Source organism: Thermoproteus thermophilus (assembly GCF_055392855.1).
On sequence record NZ_AP042466.1, the window covers coordinates 548,162 to 563,872 of the forward strand.

The window sequence follows — 15,711 nt, forward strand, 5'->3', positions numbered from 1 at the left end:
CTTAAAGCGCCTTTTATTTAATTCTCCAAGAGCCTCGCCTTTAAGTACTCCTTCTCGGCCTCGATGACAACCTCGGTGAGCTTGTTGAGATCGGCGCCGTTTATTTTAGAGAGCAGATGTTCAACGGCCTCTATCGGCAACCTGCTGGCGAGCGCGTAGAGCGCCCTCCATCCATGTCTCTCGAGCAAGGCCTTGGTCCTCGCCACCTCCTCGGCCCTCCTCTTGACCTCCCTCTCCACGTTGTCCGTCGAGAAGTACCTCACGACGCCGACAGGCCCTCCGCATCTCGGACATCTCACGTCGTAGATCTCCCCCACTTTCATCAAGCCAGTCCATCCGCATTCGGCGCACACGAAGAGCATAGAAGTGTTTAAGAGCCTGGCCTTGGCGCTCTCCAACACGAGCCTCCTCATCCTCTCGGGCGGTATTATCTCGAGTCTGTGGGCCAGTTTGTCGTAGGCCGTTTTGCCCAAATAGGTGGGGCCCCTGGCCACCTTGACCGCGATTTTCCCGTCCTTGATATCCTGGAGGACGCGCCAAAGCGAGTCCAAGTCGAGGTCTTGCTCCAACGCCTCTCTAAGGGCCTCGTCGAAGACGGGCGTGCCGCTGAAGGCCTCGACGAGTTTGCCTATGCTCACGCTGTATATGTCCGCCTCCTTGTCCACAGCCCCGAACCTCTTCGCCACGTAGAGGAACCTCCTCTTGAAAGAGCCCGATTTTATGAGCGCAGATTTGACCAACTCGGCGAGCTCCATCGGCTGTAGGCCGGCGAGCTTGTAGAGGCCCTTCGCTACGACCTCAGCGTCCAGCTTGCGCGAGGACTGGACTATGACCGAGTAGGGGTCTTGGTGGAAGCCGATCGGCACCTCCAACTCCTTTATCAAGAGCTCTCCCAGCAACTTCGACAAAGTCCTATTGGCCAGAGTTCCGAGATGGGCGTGGATCACTACTATGTTGTCGGAGAACTGCTCGACCACCACGGTCTTATCGTCGGGGAGCAAGTCGGCCGGTTGTTTGTACAACTCGTCGACCACGTACCGGGCCGTCTGTTCTGACATGCCCATCTCGATTAGTCTCCTCGTGGCCTCCTCCTTATCGTTAAGGCTCCTCAACTCCCTCTTCAAAGCGCCGACGCCTTGCGCTATGTCGAAGGGCACTGGTATCTCCTCGCCGACCCAGCTGGGTATAGCCCCCGAGGGGTCGTCCACCTCGACCACCTTGACGGCCCGCCCGTCCACCTCGGTTATGAGCCAAGGCCTTCCTCTGAACACGAACTTCACGCCCGGGGAGCCGTACTCGGCCACGAAGGCCTCGTCTAGAGTGCCTATCAACTCGCCCGTCTTGGCGTCGATCACCGCGTATTGCCTCTCGTCGGGTATCATAGACAACGTCTCGAAGAAATACTTGAAGAAGCCCCGATTACGGGGCCTCACCACCACGTCGTCCTCCTCGAAGTACAGCGCTAGCCTCGGCTTGAGCTGGCCCATGAACCTCACGACCCTCCTCAGCTCCTCCAGCGTCAAGTCTCTGTAGGGGTACGCCCTCCTTATAACCTCGTAGAGCTCTTGGAGCCTCCACCTCGGCTTGAGCATTAGGAAGGCCGCGACTTGGTTTGCCAAGACGTCGTATGGCTTATTGGGCACCTTCGTCGCCTCGAGCCGGCCCGCCTTGGCCCTCCTCACGATTTCGAAGGCCTCCAACACGTCGTTTATGTCATCGCATATTATCACGCCCTTCGGCACCGACGTGAGCCTATGGCCGCTACGGCCGACCCTCTGGACCAGCCTCACTACTTGGTGCGGCGAGAGGTATTGTATGACTAGATCCACGTGTCCTATATCGATCCCCAGCTCGAGGCTCGAGGTGGCCACGACCGCCTTGAGCGAGCCGTTCTTCAAGCCGCTCTCGACGGACAACCTCACCATTTTAGAGAGCGAGGAGTGGTGGACGGACGCGGGGAGGTCTGGGTAGACTTGGGCCAGCCTAAAGCCGAGGAGCTCCGCCATGCTCCTAGTGTTGACGAAGATGAGGCTTGTCCTATGGCTCTCCACTAGTTCTCTTATTGTCCTCAACCTGGCGACTACGTCCTCGTGCAGGGAGAGCCTTTGGGCCTCCTCTCGGTCCTTATCGGTCGACATCGGCCTCACGACGTCCAGCTTCATGTGTCTGACTATGTTCACCTGCACTACCTTATAGGGCCTCCCGATGCCGAAGAGGAACTTGGCGACCTCGTCGACCGAGCCCACTGTGGCCGAAAGGCCCACTATCTGTAAATCCCTCCCGACGTGGTACCGCAGCCGCTCTAGGGTTATGCTCAACTGGACGCCCCTTTTGTCCTCGGCCAACTCGTGCACCTCGTCTACTATCACCCATCTGAGCTGTTTGAGGTGCTCCAAGAGCCTCCTCCCCGTCAAGATCGCTTGGAGCATCTCCGGCGTTGTGATCAACATATGCGGCGGGTTCCTGCTCTGCCTTTGCCTATCCGCCTCGTCAGTATCTCCGTGCCTCACGTCTACGGCTATGCCCAGCCTGGACCCCCACCACTTGAGCCTATCCAGCAAGTCCCTGTTCAGCGCCCTCAACGGCGTTATGTACAAGACGTATATGCCGGGCTCCTTGGGGCCGAGCTCCAACAGCTTCGACAAGACCGGCAATACAGCAGCTTCCGTCTTGCCCGAGCCCGTCGGAGCTATTATCAACACGTTATGCCCCTCGAGCACTAACGGTATCGCTAATCTCTGCGGCTCCGTCGGCTCGGCGAAGCCGCGCTCGAGCAAAGCGCTTCTGATCGCCTCGTGCAACGCGGCGAAAACCACGACGGCGGAGCCCCCCGGAAATAAAAACGTTTTTCGATAGATGGGATAATATATAAATTAGTCCCGTTGAGCCGCCATGCGCGCGGCTTTGTTGACGCTGTTGTTGCCCGCCCTAGCCTTGGCCGTCCAGTACCCGCTGCTCGTGGGCCCCAACGCGACTATACCGGTTTCATTCAACGGAAGCACGTTGGTGGTTAACGGAACCGCCTACCGGGTGCCCAACGCCGCCTATAACGTATTGCTCTATCCGGTATCCGGTAAGTACTACTCTGCTATAATCGGCGTGAGCTACCCCACATCGGCTTGTTCTCTCACCACCGGGCCCGACGGGTTCTCCATAACTTGCGTAACCAACGAGCCCATGGTGGTCGCCTACGTGGCCTCGCCCGGCTACTCGTTAAGCTGTTATCAACAACCTCAATCGAGGCAGAGCCAAGGGCTCGTGAACATCATGCAGTTCAACTCGCTTCGCTTAGATTGTAAAGTAGTCAGTGGCATTGTGGGAGCTGCATTGAGCCCGAGTTTAGGAATTATCACGGCCGCGCTGAGCGCCTTAACGGTAGCCTTGTCGATAACGATCGCGGGCCTTTTCCTCTTAGAGGTCCTCAAGCGAACAAGAGAAGCAGGGTCTTCTCGGTGACCAGCCCTATCACGTTGCCGCTCTGGCTGTCGACCACGGGCACGCCCCCGACGTCGAACTCCAACATCTTCTTGACCACGTCGGTCACGTAGTCGTCGGGACTGGCCAAGAAAATCGGCGACCTGGCGATGTTTATCGCGTATTCGTTGACTATCTCGTCGATCTCGCCCTCTTTCGCCTTGTTGAGGGTGGACTCTTCGGCGAAGTACCTCAGGATATCTTTAGCGTGCAACATTGCTATAACTTTTCCCTTCTCGTCGACTATGGGGTAGCGTCGGAATCTGTACACAGTTATCCCCTCGAGCGCGTCCATCACCGTCGAGTACTTGGTGAGGACGTAGACTATGCGCGTCATAACGTCCCTTACTTGGTGCGGGAAGCCGGCTTGCGCCACTATCTTCATTGCGTCCCACTCGGTGAATATGCCGACCAAATTGCCCCCTTCGTCCACAATAGGCATAGAGCCGAAGTTGTGTTTTAAGAAGAGCGATATGGCCTCGCCCACGGTCATGTTGGGCTTGGCCGTTATGACGTTCCGGGTGGCCAGCTCTATAGCCGGGCGCATATAGACGTCGCTGTAAAGCGATTTGCTCCCGGACTCCACAGAGGTATATATTGCGTCAAGTATGTCAAGCGCTGTTATTATGCCGACGAGGGTCTTGTCGCGCACTATGGGGAGCCTCCTTATATCGAGCTCTACCATTTTGCGCAGAGCGTCGACCACTTTTTCCCTCTCCCCTATCGTGACGACGTTCTTAGTAGCGACCTCAGCCAGCGGAATCGACAAAATCTCCATGTGTTCATTTACGCCATTATTTATATCTCTTCAGCCACTCGGCTAACGCCTTGAAGGCCTTTCCTCTGTGTGAGACCTCGCTCTTCTCCTCTAGCGTCATCTCGGCGAAGGTCCTCCGCGAGCCGAGGGGAACGAATATAGGATCGAAGCCGAACCCGCCGGAGCCTCTGGGCTCCTCCGCTATAAAGCCCTCGACGACTCCGACGAACACCTCCACGGAGCCCCCGGCGCAGATCGCCACGGCCGACTTGAAATACGCAGACCTATCGCCCACGCCCGCCATCAGCTTCAAGACGCCGGGAATTCCCAGAGTCCTGTAGACGTACTCGGAGTAGGGTCCCGGGAACCCGTTAAGCGCCTTTATGTAGAGGCCCGCGTCCTCCACAACAGTGAGGTCCTCCCCTTGCTCGCACAACCTCTCGGCGGCCTCTGCCGCTATTTTCTCCACGTCGTCGGCCTGCACCTCGAGCTTCTTCACGTATTTCTGCTCCACCTCTATCGAGTACTTGCTTAAGACGTAGCGGGCCTCGGCCAACTTGTGGCTGTTGGACGTGGCCAAGTATATCCTCACCGACGACGAGGACGCGCCGGTTAATATCGATTACGACGGCTATAAAACTTTAAAACGGCAGCGCTTCGGGTCGACGTGTACACGAGCTACGCGAGGGAGGAGTTGGAGGTGCCCCAAGGGGTGTCCGTCAACGTGGAGAAGATAGGGCAGTTCGACTACAGAATCGTCGTAAAGGGGCCCATGGGCTCCATCGAGAGGACCTATAGGAACATCCCTGTGTTTATATCGATCTCGGACGGCAAGGTCGTCCTCGAGGTGTTCGGAGCGAGGAAGAGGGAGTACGCCATATTGGGCACAATAAAGGGAGAGCTCAAGAACGCCTTCCTCGGCGTGACTAAGGGGTGGAGGTATAAGCTCAAGGTGATCTACACCCACTTCCCCATGCTCGTCAAGGTGCAAGGCAACCAGCTCTCGATAGAGAACTTCCTCGGCCGTAAGTCCAAGATAATCCTCGAGATACCCAAAGGCGTGAAGGTCCAGCTACAAGGCAAAGAGGATATCGTGGTCGAGGGCGTGGACAAAGACGTCGTGAGCCAATTCGCAGCAAATATAGAAAGGGCCGTCGAGTTGCACGGCGACGAGAGGCCGTCGCCTCACGGCCGCGAGGGAGGTCTCGGCGTTGTGGACGGCATTTACGTCGTCGGCTACGAGCACATCAAGAGCTGATTATCGCCTACGCCGCCCATCGTTATGTTCTTCTAATATTCGTAATACTCAGAGACGTCGTCAAGGTCAGAACTTATACGCTCGGCCATGGCTACGCTGAACTTATCACCGGCCGGAGCCCCAGCGGATATACGACGAGGCATCGATGCGGTTCAGGGCCTAAACTTTTATGTGGTAAACAGTGAAGCGCTGATGGACGAGCTGGATAGACTCTTGTGGAAAAAGGCTGTGGAGCTCTCCGCCAGAAGGCCCAGTTGTTGCTCTGTGAGCTACGAGGCAGGTTACGTCGTGAGGGGGTCTCAGTTGAAGAACGCGGTGTACGGGTGCAAGGTGGCCTTTGTTATGTTCTTCGGCAAGACTTGTCCCTATTGCCGCGCCTTCGATCCCATATTCCGGCACGTCGGCGAGAAGTACCGCGATGTAGCTAACTTCGTCAAGGCCGATATAGAGGAGTTCTACCAGCTGGCCGCCTCGTTGGGCATCATGGGGACTCCCACGACGGTGGCCTTCGTCGAGGGGCGGCCCGTGGGCATAGCCCCGGGCTTCATGACGGCGCCTCAGTTCAAGTCCTTCGTGGAATCGGTCTTGGAGCACGCCAACTGCAAACGCCCGTAAGCGCTCAGGGCTCACCAGAACTTATAAAAAGGCGTCGAATAGCGGTTATATGACCCGCGTCGTCATAATAGGGGGCGGGGCGGCGGGGGCCTCCGCTGCCGCCAGAGCACGTAGGTTCGACCCGAGCGCAGAGATAACGATGATAGAAGCCGGCTCCATGATAACCCACGCTCCTTGCGGCATACCGTACGCGATAAGCGGCGTAGTCCCCGATTACAAGAGCCTTATGACGTACACGCCCGAGGAGTTCGAGAAGGAGCGCAACGTGAAGGTCCTAGTAAACACTAAAGCCATAGACGTGGATCCCGATAAGAGGACGGTTGTCATCTCCAGGGGCAACAACACCGAGAAGCTCCAATGGGATAAGCTGATCATAGCGACTGGGGCAAGGCCTCTGGTGCCCAAAATACCCGGCGTCGACCTATCGGGGATCTTGACGGTCAGGTTGCCCGACGACGTCCCCGTCATAAAATCGGAGCTCGAGGGCGCGACCACGGTCGGCATCGTGGGCGGAGGCTATATAGGCGTCGAGATCGCCGAGGCCTTGCTGCATCTCGGCAAGAGGGTCGTCTTGTTCGAGATGATGGATAGGCTGCTCCCCGCCGCGCTCGACGCCGACATGGCCGCTATCTTGGCCGACGAGATGAAGAAGAGAGGCGTCGAGTTGCACCTCGGCGAGAAGGTCGTGGAGTTCAGAGGCGTCGGCGGAAGGGTATCCGCCGTGGTCACCGAGAAGGGGGAGTACAAGGTAGACAAAGTCGTCATGGCTGTCGGAGTTAGGCCCGACGTGGACTTGGCCTTAAAAGCGGGCGCGAAGCTCGGCGAGACGGGCGCCGTCGCCGTTAACGAGTACATGGAGACCAGCGCAACCGACGTCTACGCGGCGGGCGACGTGGCAGAAAAGGTCCACAAACTCACTGGGCGCAAGGTCTGGATCCCGCTGGCACCTTCTGCCAACAAGGAGGGACAAGTCGCCGGCGGAAACGCGGTCAAGGGCCGCGTGTTAAGATTCCCTGGCGTTGTCGGCACAGCTGTCACCAAGTTCTTCGACTTATACATAGCCAGGACCGGCCTCAGCGAGGAGGAGGCGCAACGCCTTGGGATAAAGTACGAGAAGGCCGTGATAAAGGCGAGGACCAAGGCGCAGTATTATCCGGGATACGCGCAGGTCCACGTGAAAATGCTGGCGGACTCCTCGGGGAGGATCTTGGGCGTCCAGGCGCTGGGCTGGGACCACGTAGTGGCCGCATACGCTGATATCGCCGCCGTGGCTATTGAACGCGGGATGACTATAGAGGACCTCTTCTTCGCCGACATAGGCTATATGCCGGCGACCGCGCCCGTGTGGCACCCGCTTATAGTTGCCGCTAGAGTTTTATCTAAGGGGAGGCTATAATCGTTTTATCAAAAGGCGAATCGGAAGAGGCGTAAAGTCGTAGTCGAACGTTATATACCTATGCGCCTCCTGCGTTATGATAACGATAGTAGGAAGCGGGAGGGTCGGCGCGTCCACCGCCGCGATGCTCGGCCTAATGGGCGTGGACAACAAGATCGTGTTGATAGACGTCGTGAAGGGCTTGCCGCAAGGCGAGGCTCTTGACCTCAACCACATGTCGTCTATACTGGGCCTGGACGTGTACTACACAGGCTCCAACGACTACGCGGACATGAGGGGCAGCGATTTGGTGATCGTCACGGCGGGGCTTCCGAGAAAGCCCGGCATGACCAGAGAACAGCTGCTCGGCCAGAACGCCGAGATAGTCTACAACATAGGCAAGGAGATCGCGAAACATGCTCCGGACTCGGTGGTCATCTTAACGACGAATCCGCTAGACGCCATGGTCTACGTCATGTGGAGGGCCACGGGCTTCCCGAGGGAGAGGGTGATAGGCTTCAGCGGCGTGCTGGACGGCGGGAGGCTCGCCTTCTACGCTGGGCAGAAGCTGGGCATATCGCCGGCCTCGATAATACCTATAGTGTTGGGCCAACACGGGGAGAGCATGTTCCCGGTGCCCAGCAAGAGCTTCGTCTACGGCGTCCCTCTGGATAAGTTGTTAAGGCCGGAGGAGCTCAAGGAAGTAGTCGACGAGACGGTCAAGGCGGGCGCGAGGATAACTGAGCTGAGGGGGTTCTCCTCGAACTGGGGCCCCGGCGCCGGCGTGGCGTTGATGGCGAAGGCCGTGAAGAGGGACGAGCGGAGGGCCTTGATAGCGTCTGTGGTGTTGAAGGGCGAGTACGGCGTATCCGACGTGCCCGTCGAGGTGCCCATAGTGTTGGGCAGAGGCGGCGTCTCGAGGGTGCTCGAGGTGGAGCTGAGCGAGGAGGAGAGGGCCAAGTTCGCCCAAAGCGTCGAGGCCATACGTAAACTATTAAACTCGCTCCCGAGCCAATATAAGTGAGCGAGGTAATCGCCGAGGTCCAAGGCCCCCTAGTTTTTAGAATCGTCCACGACAAGGAGCTCGGATACCTCTACGCCCAGATACCAGTGGACAAGAAGTTGACGCAAGCCGTTGTGAGGGACATAATCACAGCCACGCACGATCCTTGGCGGTACGTGGACGGGCTCGGCCTCATCTTGGACATATCGGCGTGGACTGGCGAGAACGAGCTGGACCTCCAAGCCGTAAGCAAGGCCCTCGAGGCCAAGTACAAGGAGATACTCGACGTCATTAAGAAGATAGTGGAGGAGGCAAGGGAGGCTAAGCCGAGGCGCAAGAAAAAGCGTAGTAGAAAAAAGAAGAGGAAAAAGAGCAAGAAGTCGAGTAGAAAGAGGAGTCGAAAAAGTAAAAAATGACATACGGACAAGAGCTCCATGGCTGAGGCAACACCCATAGGCCCAGCGCCCGTGGAGGTGCCGCATATCGAGGTCGACGAGGAGACCAAGGAGATAATCAAGGAGACTTTGGCCCAGATGGACTCACCGGTCGAGATCAATTTCTTCCACAGCGATAACTGCGGAGGCAGGGAGACGAACTGGTGCGTCCCCACCGAGGAGCTCCTCGATTTGCTACAACAACTGGCCCCTCCCGATAAGCTGGTGGTGAGGAAATACGACGTGGCTAAGGACAACGAGGCCGTCGCCAAGTTCGGCGTCGAGCCGTCGAGAGTCCCCGCCATATACTTCGGCGACGGCTTCATAAAATATTGGGGCGCGCCTCTCGGCGAGGAGGTCAGGGCCTTCATAGAGACGATCGTGAGGCTCTCCACTAAGAGGACTGGCCTCAGAGCCAGGACCAAGAACGAGCTAGCCGCCTTGGCCGAGAAGGCGCAGAAAAGGGTATACGTGATGACGGTGGTCACCCCGTCGTGTCCCTATTGTCCATACGCGGTTTTGTTGGCCAATATGTTCGCGTTCGAGAGCAAGGGCAAGGTGGTCTCGATTATGGTCGAGGCGTACGAGAACCCCGACATAGCCGATCAATACGGCGTTACCGGCGTGCCCGCGGTGATATTGTTGAGGGAGGGAGACCCGATGGGCAACATGGAGTTCGTTGGAGTTCCTCCAGAACACGAGCTCTTGGCTCGCGTCAAGGAGTACGCGGGAGTTTTGTAATTTTATACGAACAAGCTCTGGAATCCTCCGAAGAGGGAGCTCCAGAGCCCCAGCCCGGCCGCCTCGCCTAATAGGAGCACGCCTATCGCTATCGATACAACGCCTACGATGAGCTCCAAGCGCCTTCCCCATTTGCTCAAGCCCATCGACTTGAGGGCGGCCCTCCTCCCCCATCTGGAGATGGCCTTGAAGATCGCGTAGAGAGCCGCGGCGAGGCCTAGGGCGTAGGCCAACATTATCGCGAAGCCCTCTAGGAAGTTGCCGGATATGAGCGCAGAGACCGCCGCCAAGCCCATAAACGGCGCCACGCACGGCGTCCACACAGCCCCCAGCGAGAGGCCCAATGCGAAATCCCCCGCGTTTCTCGCGGTCTTGGAGGCCTTGGTTTGAAGACCCGACATCGACATGACGAACCTCCGCTCCAAAGACGGCGTTACCATCACTAGGCCGAGCGCTACCAACACAACGCCCCCGACCGCCTCCAGAGCCGTCTTGAAGCCGGAGGCGATCTGGCCCAGCGCGGAGACCATGACCCCCAACGCGCTGAAGGAGAGAGCCATGCCCAACAACAGCTTCCAGAGGCTACGCCTCGCCGCCACGGCCACGGCGCCTACTGTCAGCATCGGGAGGACGCACGGCGAGAGAACACTGGCGGCCCCCACGGCGAAGGCCACAGAGGTGGCGAACAAGATATTGCCGCCGCTATGTGCGGCGTTGGCCGACGTCGCGCTCTGCGACTGAGCCGCGTCGAGGAACTGCAAGAAGCTCTGCGGCGGCAGGGCCCCCAGCAATAGGCCCTTCAAGTAGAACTTTCCATCGGTCGAGTAGCCGAATAGAATCATCGGCGTGCCGATTATGGGCACCGAGTAGGGGCCGCGGTACGACCCAGTATATCCGGCCTGTCCATTCTCGACGACGAAAACTGGGCCGTCTATATAGACCGACACGTAGCTTATGGGGACGTACGTTATGTCGACGGCGATGAGGTTTAGACGAGACAACGTCGAGATTACCGCGTAGTTCGTGAATACTTGTGTTATCATGTAATTACAACCGGGACAGCCCTCCTCGTGTATAAATATAAGCGTAGGCCCTTGGTGTGAGGCTAGATAGGCGTTAAGGTCTTGAAGACTAGACGCCTCGTAGAACTGCAGACCTCCTAGCGAGGTATAGGCGCCGGCTAAGGCCAGCCCCGCCAACAACAAGACGAGGAGCCAGAGCCGCATTACTTAACTTCGTTATCTATTTTTAATTTTATGGAGGTCTTGAGGAGAATAGCCGAGGCCTCGGGCTGGGGTAAAATGTGGAGGGCCTATGTGGCCGCTAGGTCGCTCGCGGAAGTGGCCGCCAGAGCCGTCGTGGAGCTCGGGCTTCCGAGACCGGAGAGGTGCGAGGACCTCCCATTGGCGTTGGCGGGGAGCGCGCTCGGCGCAGACGACGCGGCTAAGTTGGCGGAGGTGCTCAAGACGGCCAGATCTTTGCACCGGACGCAGGACCCTGACGCGGCCGAGAGGGTGGCCGAAGACGCCGTGGAGCTCATACAGAAAATCGCGAGGGCCGTGAAGCGTAGGTACCCCGCAGTTGAGTCCAACGAGGGCGTTAGGTACGCCCTTAAGTCCGCCGGGGTCAAGGCCGCCTATTCCCTAAGCCGAGGCGAGATAGCCGTAAGGGCCGATAGGCCGCTCGGCGTTGAGGAAAGGCTTAGGCTAGCCGCCGAGCTCTCGGCGGAGCTGGGCATTCCGCCGGAAAGGCTCGTGGTAAACGATGTGGCAGATCGCGGGACGCTCGGCAGAGTGTTGAAAGAGGGGAGGCTGATCTACGCCGACGATCTAGACGAGGAGCTCGATTGGCTCGCGGAGAGGTATATAGAGTATTTATGTTGCTGAGCTCGCGGCCGAGGACGACGAATCGCTAAAGGCCCCCGCCGTGCGCCAGCCATTTCTCCAAGCCCCGTGAGGCCTTAAGGGCTCTCTCGACGGCCCTTTTGAGCTTGTTGTACAAGACGCGGGGATCCTCTCCGCAAGCGCCGGATATATTGTAGGCAAGCGATAGAAGCGAGCTCGTAGAGAGCTCCGCGTCGAGGGCTCCGAAAGGCGTCGATATCCTCAGCCTCCCTCCGTTGAGGCGCGCGTCGAGAAGGCACCTCTCCTCCGCAACGTTCAAGAGCGAGATGCCCGCTACGTCCAAGACGAAGACTTCTTGGACCCTACCGCCCTTCCTCCTCTTAGCCGGCCTCAGCACGCCCAACGCTTGGGCCGTCTTTATCACGACGAACGCGTAATCGCCCCAGAGCTCGTAGAAGCGCTCGGGGGGCGTAGCTCCGCCCATGCCCGCCACGATTCTGGCGGCCTTGAGGATATCCCCGAGGCGCACGAACGGCGCAATGCCGTCGGGCTTCACGACGTTGTGCGCACTCGGGATTTAAAGCGTGAAGTGACGATGGACTAGCAGGGAGAGATCGTCGTAAGTAACCAGATATAGGCACGCCCGAGATGCCTTGGTCCGTCCGGCCTCGCCCCAGCCTTCGTTGCCGGCATCCTCCACAATCCTTCACCGCGCTTCCGTCTGTCTAAGCGTCTATGACATGTCGAACAAAACGCCGCGGACATGGGGTATTTCGTCCTCGAGGGCAAGCAGATATACCACGAGAAGCTAGTAGCCCTTGGGCTCGTAGTTAGGAGTGTACTGCGATATGGGTTTTTCATCCAATACGCCCAGTATGCACCTAGCGTGGCTACATACGGCGTCTATCCCATAAAGGTTGCCATCTACATACGCGATGAACACGATCTTGCTCTGGACTTTGTCCTCTGCTCTGTAGTCTATCTTAACGGCAACCGCCTTGGCCTTTTCCAATGCGGCTGTCTATATAGTCCTCGCCCACATGCCTAGGCCGCGTTATTGCTTTATGTATATTAAAGGCTCTATATGGTCTTCATATCCAGCGCCGTTAATACTACACCGTCTTGGCGCAACGGCGTCTGGCTATAAGTCTGTAATTCGCTAAGGATCGGCTTGGTGATTGACTGCTATCGCCGGTTTTGCCCATCGAGTATTAAAAAGGGCTATAGCGGCATATACGAGGGGCGACCTTCACGGCGATCGTTGCCATATAACCGATCGCGCCAAACGGCCGTGAAGAGGCTCGAAGGCCATGGCCTATGGCATTAAGAGGGCCGACGGCATGTGTTAAAACGCGCGATAAGGCGAGATGCCGCTAGCGGAATCGAGCGTTAGCCAGCCGACGGCCTTTATGCTTTGCAGAAATTGATTGAAAGAGCATAAGCGCCTGGACCCTATCACGACGCTCGGGCTTTGCTCATAGAGGGGTCTGCGCACTGGGCCGAGACGACACATGATAAGGAGGGGATTACAGTTATTGGTTTACGTAATAGGGCGCAATGCTGGTGGAAACTATCGGCCCGCCGGGATTCGAACCCGGGACCGCCCGCTACAGGCCTGGGGGCTTTCGTGCGGTGTGCCCCCAGGGGCTGTCTACAGCCGGGCGCTCTCACCGCTGAGCTACGGGCCGCGTCCGTTATCAGATTTTCCGTTACGTTTTTAAGCTTTATGCCGCGAAGGGCGATCCAACGAGCCCCTCCGGCTGTTCGCCGAGGGCGCGACGCCGCATTCGCGATTGCGTCGGCTCAGCGGAGGCGATAGGCCCCGCGTTACCGGGCTTCGTGGAGGGGGAGGCAAGGGCGCGCTCACCGTATACGTCAACGGCAAGCCCTACTCCATCGTCAAGGGCGCAAGCGTTAAATTCGCCGAGATGGGAAGCTTGAACAAGCTATACGGCTTGGTGGGGTGATGGGCTTGGCCAAGTACTTAGTCTCCTCACAGCTTAAGAACGAGAACTTGTGGTTCTGGGGCTTCGCGTGGTCGTTGATGTGGATTCTGCTCGGCGCTTTCGTGTTCAATAAGGATTTCGTCGAGATCCCCCGCCCGTATTTGGACGAGGCCGTGAGGTATTACACGGCCGCCTGGACTCCCTTCTTCGTCGTCTACGTGTCCTCCGGCGTCTTCGTGGGATTGCTCTACGCGTTGGTGTACCAGACGGGGGGTATAGCGTATCTGCGCAGATACGGCAAACTGACTCCTGGAAAGTTGATTTATTCCTATTATTTGGCCATGATAATCCCGTCGTTGGCGCTCTCGTCCTTGTTGATCGCGTTGATAGCGTCGTTGTTCTACATCGGCTTTAGGCATCACGGACTCGACGCGGCTTTGTCCTCGGTGTTGCCGAAAGATCCGGCGCTCGGCCTCGCGGAGGTGTTCGGGCTATCGGTCCTTGCGTTTCTGTTCATGCAGTCGCTATTGTTCTTAATGGGGGTAATCGCGCTTAACACTAGCCCCAGACACGTCGGGAGGATGTCCTTCATACCTATGATGTTGACGTACGTGTCGTATTTCACATACCTCTACCTCAACATGCCCAGCTGGGCCTTGTTGATAAACCCGTTCACGGCGATGCTAAGCGCCATAGCCGCTGTCTACGCCGGCATGGACTATCTGCCGAGCCAGCTCATAATGAGGTACGAAGCCGGCGCGGGCCTCATGGTGGATAAAGCCGCGCCGTTGTATTACGGCGTCTTGTCGGCAATCGCGTGGACGGCCTTGTTGACGGCTTTGTCGATCCCCCTGATCTTGAGGATCGAGTATAAGCCCGCGGAGGAGCTCAGAGAGCTGTAGCGCCGAATCTACGCATATCGACGCCCTTGAACTCGACCTCGACCCCTTTCCCCTCCCTCACGGCCTTGTCGTAGACCAGCTTGGCGAGCACTAGGTCCTCTACGGCGATGCCGAGCGATTTAAATATCGTCACAGAGCCGTCGCTCGGCCTGCCCTTGGCCTTCCCGACAACGATATCGGCCAACGGAATCGCCTTTTGCCAGACGGCGTTGCCCGCCATTATCAAGTCGCCGGCCTCCTCCCTGGCTTGGGCTAAATCGTCGACTGCTATGACGTCGGCTTTTAGGACCGCGTCGGGCGCGAGCTCGGCTCTATTAGCCCAGTTGCTGCCTATGGCGTTCACGTGCACACCAGGGCCTATGTATGAGCCCCTTATAAACGGGTCCTTGGAGTTAGTCGCCGTGACCAAGACGTCGACCCCTCTGCAGACTTCCCCGTAATCGTCCACGACCGCTGAGTCTATGCCCTTGGACCTTATAAACCTAGCGAAATCCTCGGCGTGTTGGCGAGTTCTGCTCATTACCTTGACGAGCCTCAAGTCGAGGACTCTGCTCAACGCCTCGAACTGGGCTCTGGCTTGCACCCCGGAACCCACGATGCCCAACACGGACGAGTCCCTCCTGGCCATGTGCTTGGTGGCCACTGCGCTGGCCGCGCCGGTCCTCAGCTGGCCGAGCCTATCGGCCTCTATAACGGCGAGGGGCTCCCCGCTGTCTAGGCCGAAGAGCACCACGACGAATCTGGCGCCGCGCCTAGTGCTCAAGTACGTCTTCAAGCCGGCTACTCTGTAGTCGCCTAGGACGATCCCTTGTAGTACGTGGAGCACGGCGCCCTCAGCCACGGCTCGGCGCCTCGGCAAATTGACGGCGCCGCCGCTGGCCAACAGCTTAAACCCGTCCTCCACGGCCTTTATCGCGTCGTCGAACGAGACGAGCTCGTCGACCTCGCGCTCCCGGATCAACAACACGAGGAGGCGTTTGCCCAACCTTAAAATCGTGAGCCCGAGACGTCTTCGCGCGCCCTCGCGAGCGCTTAAACCTAGCCGGAGCGAGCTCCGCCTCGTAGTGGAGGTCTCTTCGCCAACGCCCGGCCGGCACCGGCTTCAGGACGTACCGGATCGCCTCGCCGTTTGCCGCCGCGGAGCCCTCCCTCACCCGACTTGCGCTACTTGTTCTCGATAGACGGCGACGCGTCGAGCATGGCTTATCGGGAGCTCTTGGTCGCGATGAGCAACGGCTGAGGAGGCCGCAGATCGGCGACTGCTCGAAGCTTCTGGACGCCCCGGCTCTGCTTATGCTACCGCTCGACACACCTTCCGCATATCGCGTCCAAGCGCATCTCGAGGACCAGCTAGGCGGAGGA

At 58.2% G+C, this 15,711-nt stretch carries 16 protein-coding genes, 1 tRNA gene and 1 pseudogene; 10 read left to right on the top strand and 8 right to left on the bottom strand.

The window, feature by feature from the left end:
- Window positions 1-17: 17 nt before the first annotated feature.
- Window positions 18-2,816, bottom strand: a complete 2,799-nt coding sequence (locus ACZ5PA_RS03235; RefSeq protein WP_464930853.1) for a DEAD/DEAH box helicase — start codon at window positions 2,814-2,816, stop codon at window positions 18-20.
- Between the two features lie 76 nt (window positions 2,817-2,892).
- Between ACZ5PA_RS03235 and ACZ5PA_RS03240 the strand changes: the two genes are divergently transcribed.
- Complete coding sequence (locus ACZ5PA_RS03240) at window positions 2,893-3,456, top strand: hypothetical protein (protein ID WP_464930854.1); 564 nt, start codon at window positions 2,893-2,895, stop codon at window positions 3,454-3,456.
- Here the strand turns inward: ACZ5PA_RS03240 and ACZ5PA_RS03245 are convergent.
- Window positions 3,422-4,252 carry a CBS domain-containing protein gene (locus ACZ5PA_RS03245; RefSeq protein WP_464930855.1) on the bottom strand — a complete coding sequence of 277 codons (831 nt, stop codon included), beginning with the start codon at window positions 4,250-4,252 and terminating at the stop codon, window positions 3,422-3,424. The genes ACZ5PA_RS03240 and ACZ5PA_RS03245 overlap by 35 nt on opposite strands.
- A 16-nt stretch (window positions 4,253-4,268) precedes the next feature.
- Complete coding sequence (locus ACZ5PA_RS03250) at window positions 4,269-4,823, bottom strand: XTP/dITP diphosphatase (RefSeq protein ID WP_464930856.1); 555 nt, start codon at window positions 4,821-4,823, stop codon at window positions 4,269-4,271.
- A gap of 75 nt (window positions 4,824-4,898) precedes the next feature.
- Here ACZ5PA_RS03250 and ACZ5PA_RS03255 point away from each other — a divergent pair, with 75 nt between their 5' ends.
- The 6 genes from ACZ5PA_RS03255 to pdo all read left to right on the top strand — a co-directional run bounded on the left by ACZ5PA_RS03255 (window position 4,899) and on the right by pdo (window position 9,657).
- A complete protein-coding gene (locus tag ACZ5PA_RS03255) occupies window positions 4,899-5,489 on the top strand; it encodes a 50S ribosomal protein L6 (RefSeq protein ID WP_464930857.1) in 591 nt (196 codons plus the stop codon).
- A gap of 192 nt (window positions 5,490-5,681) precedes the next feature.
- A complete protein-coding gene (locus ACZ5PA_RS03260) occupies window positions 5,682-6,104 on the top strand; it encodes a thioredoxin family protein (protein ID WP_464930858.1) in 423 nt (140 codons plus the stop codon).
- Between the two features lie 49 nt (window positions 6,105-6,153).
- Window positions 6,154-7,500 (top strand): FAD-dependent oxidoreductase, encoded by a 1,347-nt coding sequence (locus ACZ5PA_RS03265; RefSeq protein ID WP_464930859.1) that lies wholly within the window; start codon window positions 6,154-6,156, stop codon window positions 7,498-7,500.
- A gap of 76 nt (window positions 7,501-7,576) precedes the next feature.
- Window positions 7,577-8,503, top strand: coding sequence for a malate dehydrogenase (locus tag ACZ5PA_RS03270; protein ID WP_464930860.1), 927 nt, complete (start codon window positions 7,577-7,579; stop codon window positions 8,501-8,503).
- A complete protein-coding gene (locus ACZ5PA_RS03275; protein WP_464930861.1) occupies window positions 8,500-8,898 on the top strand; it encodes a hypothetical protein in 399 nt (132 codons plus the stop codon). The genes ACZ5PA_RS03270 and ACZ5PA_RS03275 overlap by 4 nt, the downstream gene beginning before the upstream one ends.
- A gap of 18 nt (window positions 8,899-8,916) precedes the next feature.
- The gene (gene pdo / locus ACZ5PA_RS03280; RefSeq protein ID WP_464930862.1) at window positions 8,917-9,657 is read left to right on the top strand and encodes a protein disulfide oxidoreductase; all 741 of its coding nucleotides are present in this window, start codon (window positions 8,917-8,919) and stop codon (window positions 9,655-9,657) included.
- A 2-nt stretch (window positions 9,658-9,659) separates the two neighbouring features.
- On the opposite strand, the gene ACZ5PA_RS03285 is transcribed toward pdo, so the two are convergent.
- Window positions 9,660-10,883 carry an urease accessory protein UreH domain-containing protein gene (locus ACZ5PA_RS03285; protein ID WP_464930863.1) on the bottom strand — a complete coding sequence of 408 codons (1,224 nt, stop codon included), beginning with the start codon at window positions 10,881-10,883 and terminating at the stop codon, window positions 9,660-9,662.
- 30 nt (window positions 10,884-10,913) lie between these two features.
- Between ACZ5PA_RS03285 and ACZ5PA_RS03290 the strand changes: the two genes are divergently transcribed.
- Window positions 10,914-11,543 carry a nucleotidyltransferase gene (locus ACZ5PA_RS03290; RefSeq protein WP_464930864.1) on the top strand — a complete coding sequence of 210 codons (630 nt, stop codon included), beginning with the start codon at window positions 10,914-10,916 and terminating at the stop codon, window positions 11,541-11,543.
- A 25-nt stretch (window positions 11,544-11,568) separates the two neighbouring features.
- Here ACZ5PA_RS03290 and ACZ5PA_RS03295 read toward each other — a convergent pair whose 3' ends face one another.
- From ACZ5PA_RS03295 to ACZ5PA_RS03305, 3 genes and pseudogenes are all read right to left on the bottom strand, one after another.
- Window positions 11,569-12,057, bottom strand: a complete 489-nt coding sequence (locus ACZ5PA_RS03295; RefSeq protein WP_464930865.1) for a hypothetical protein — start codon at window positions 12,055-12,057, stop codon at window positions 11,569-11,571.
- Window positions 12,058-12,345: 288 nt separating this feature from the next.
- Window positions 12,346-12,513: pseudogene (locus tag ACZ5PA_RS03300) on the bottom strand (Rieske (2Fe-2S) protein); the annotation flags it as partial.
- Window positions 12,514-13,074: 561 nt separating this feature from the next.
- Window positions 13,075-13,189: transfer RNA gene (locus ACZ5PA_RS03305), tRNA-Tyr, on the bottom strand.
- Between the two features lie 105 nt (window positions 13,190-13,294).
- Here ACZ5PA_RS03305 and ACZ5PA_RS03310 point away from each other — a divergent pair.
- Together ACZ5PA_RS03310 and ACZ5PA_RS03315 are read left to right on the top strand one after the other, a co-directional pair.
- Window positions 13,295-13,468 (top strand): hypothetical protein, encoded by a 174-nt coding sequence (locus ACZ5PA_RS03310; RefSeq protein ID WP_464930866.1) that lies wholly within the window; start codon window positions 13,295-13,297, stop codon window positions 13,466-13,468.
- Complete coding sequence (locus ACZ5PA_RS03315) at window positions 13,468-14,349, top strand: hypothetical protein (protein ID WP_464930867.1); 882 nt, start codon at window positions 13,468-13,470, stop codon at window positions 14,347-14,349. Before ACZ5PA_RS03310 ends, ACZ5PA_RS03315 begins: the two co-directional genes overlap by 1 nt.
- On the opposite strand, the gene ACZ5PA_RS03320 is transcribed toward ACZ5PA_RS03315, so the two are convergent.
- Window positions 14,336-15,316: an ornithine cyclodeaminase family protein gene (locus ACZ5PA_RS03320; protein WP_464930868.1), complete on the bottom strand. Its 981-nt coding sequence runs from the start codon at window positions 15,314-15,316 to the stop codon at window positions 14,336-14,338. The genes ACZ5PA_RS03315 and ACZ5PA_RS03320 overlap by 14 nt on opposite strands.
- Window positions 15,317-15,711: the final 395 nt, after the last annotated feature.

Coding starts and splice junctions, on each gene's coding strand:
- ACZ5PA_RS03270 (WP_464930860.1), top strand. CDS start 7,577: ATGATAACGATAGTAGGAAGCGGGAGGGTCGGCGCGTCCACCGCCGCG.
- ACZ5PA_RS03240 (WP_464930854.1), top strand. CDS start 2,893: ATGCGCGCGGCTTTGTTGACGCTGTTGTTGCCCGCCCTAGCCTTGGCC.
- ACZ5PA_RS03290 (WP_464930864.1), top strand. CDS start 10,914: ATGGAGGTCTTGAGGAGAATAGCCGAGGCCTCGGGCTGGGGTAAAATG.
- ACZ5PA_RS03285 (WP_464930863.1), bottom strand. CDS start 10,883: ATGCGGCTCTGGCTCCTCGTCTTGTTGTTGGCGGGGCTGGCCTTAGCC.
- ACZ5PA_RS03260 (WP_464930858.1), top strand. CDS start 5,682: ATGGACGAGCTGGATAGACTCTTGTGGAAAAAGGCTGTGGAGCTCTCC.
- ACZ5PA_RS03265 (WP_464930859.1), top strand. CDS start 6,154: ATGACCCGCGTCGTCATAATAGGGGGCGGGGCGGCGGGGGCCTCCGCT.
- ACZ5PA_RS03245 (WP_464930855.1), bottom strand. CDS start 4,252: ATGGAGATTTTGTCGATTCCGCTGGCTGAGGTCGCTACTAAGAACGTC.
- pdo (WP_464930862.1), top strand. CDS start 8,917: ATGGCTGAGGCAACACCCATAGGCCCAGCGCCCGTGGAGGTGCCGCAT.
- ACZ5PA_RS03315 (WP_464930867.1), top strand. CDS start 13,468: ATGGGCTTGGCCAAGTACTTAGTCTCCTCACAGCTTAAGAACGAGAAC.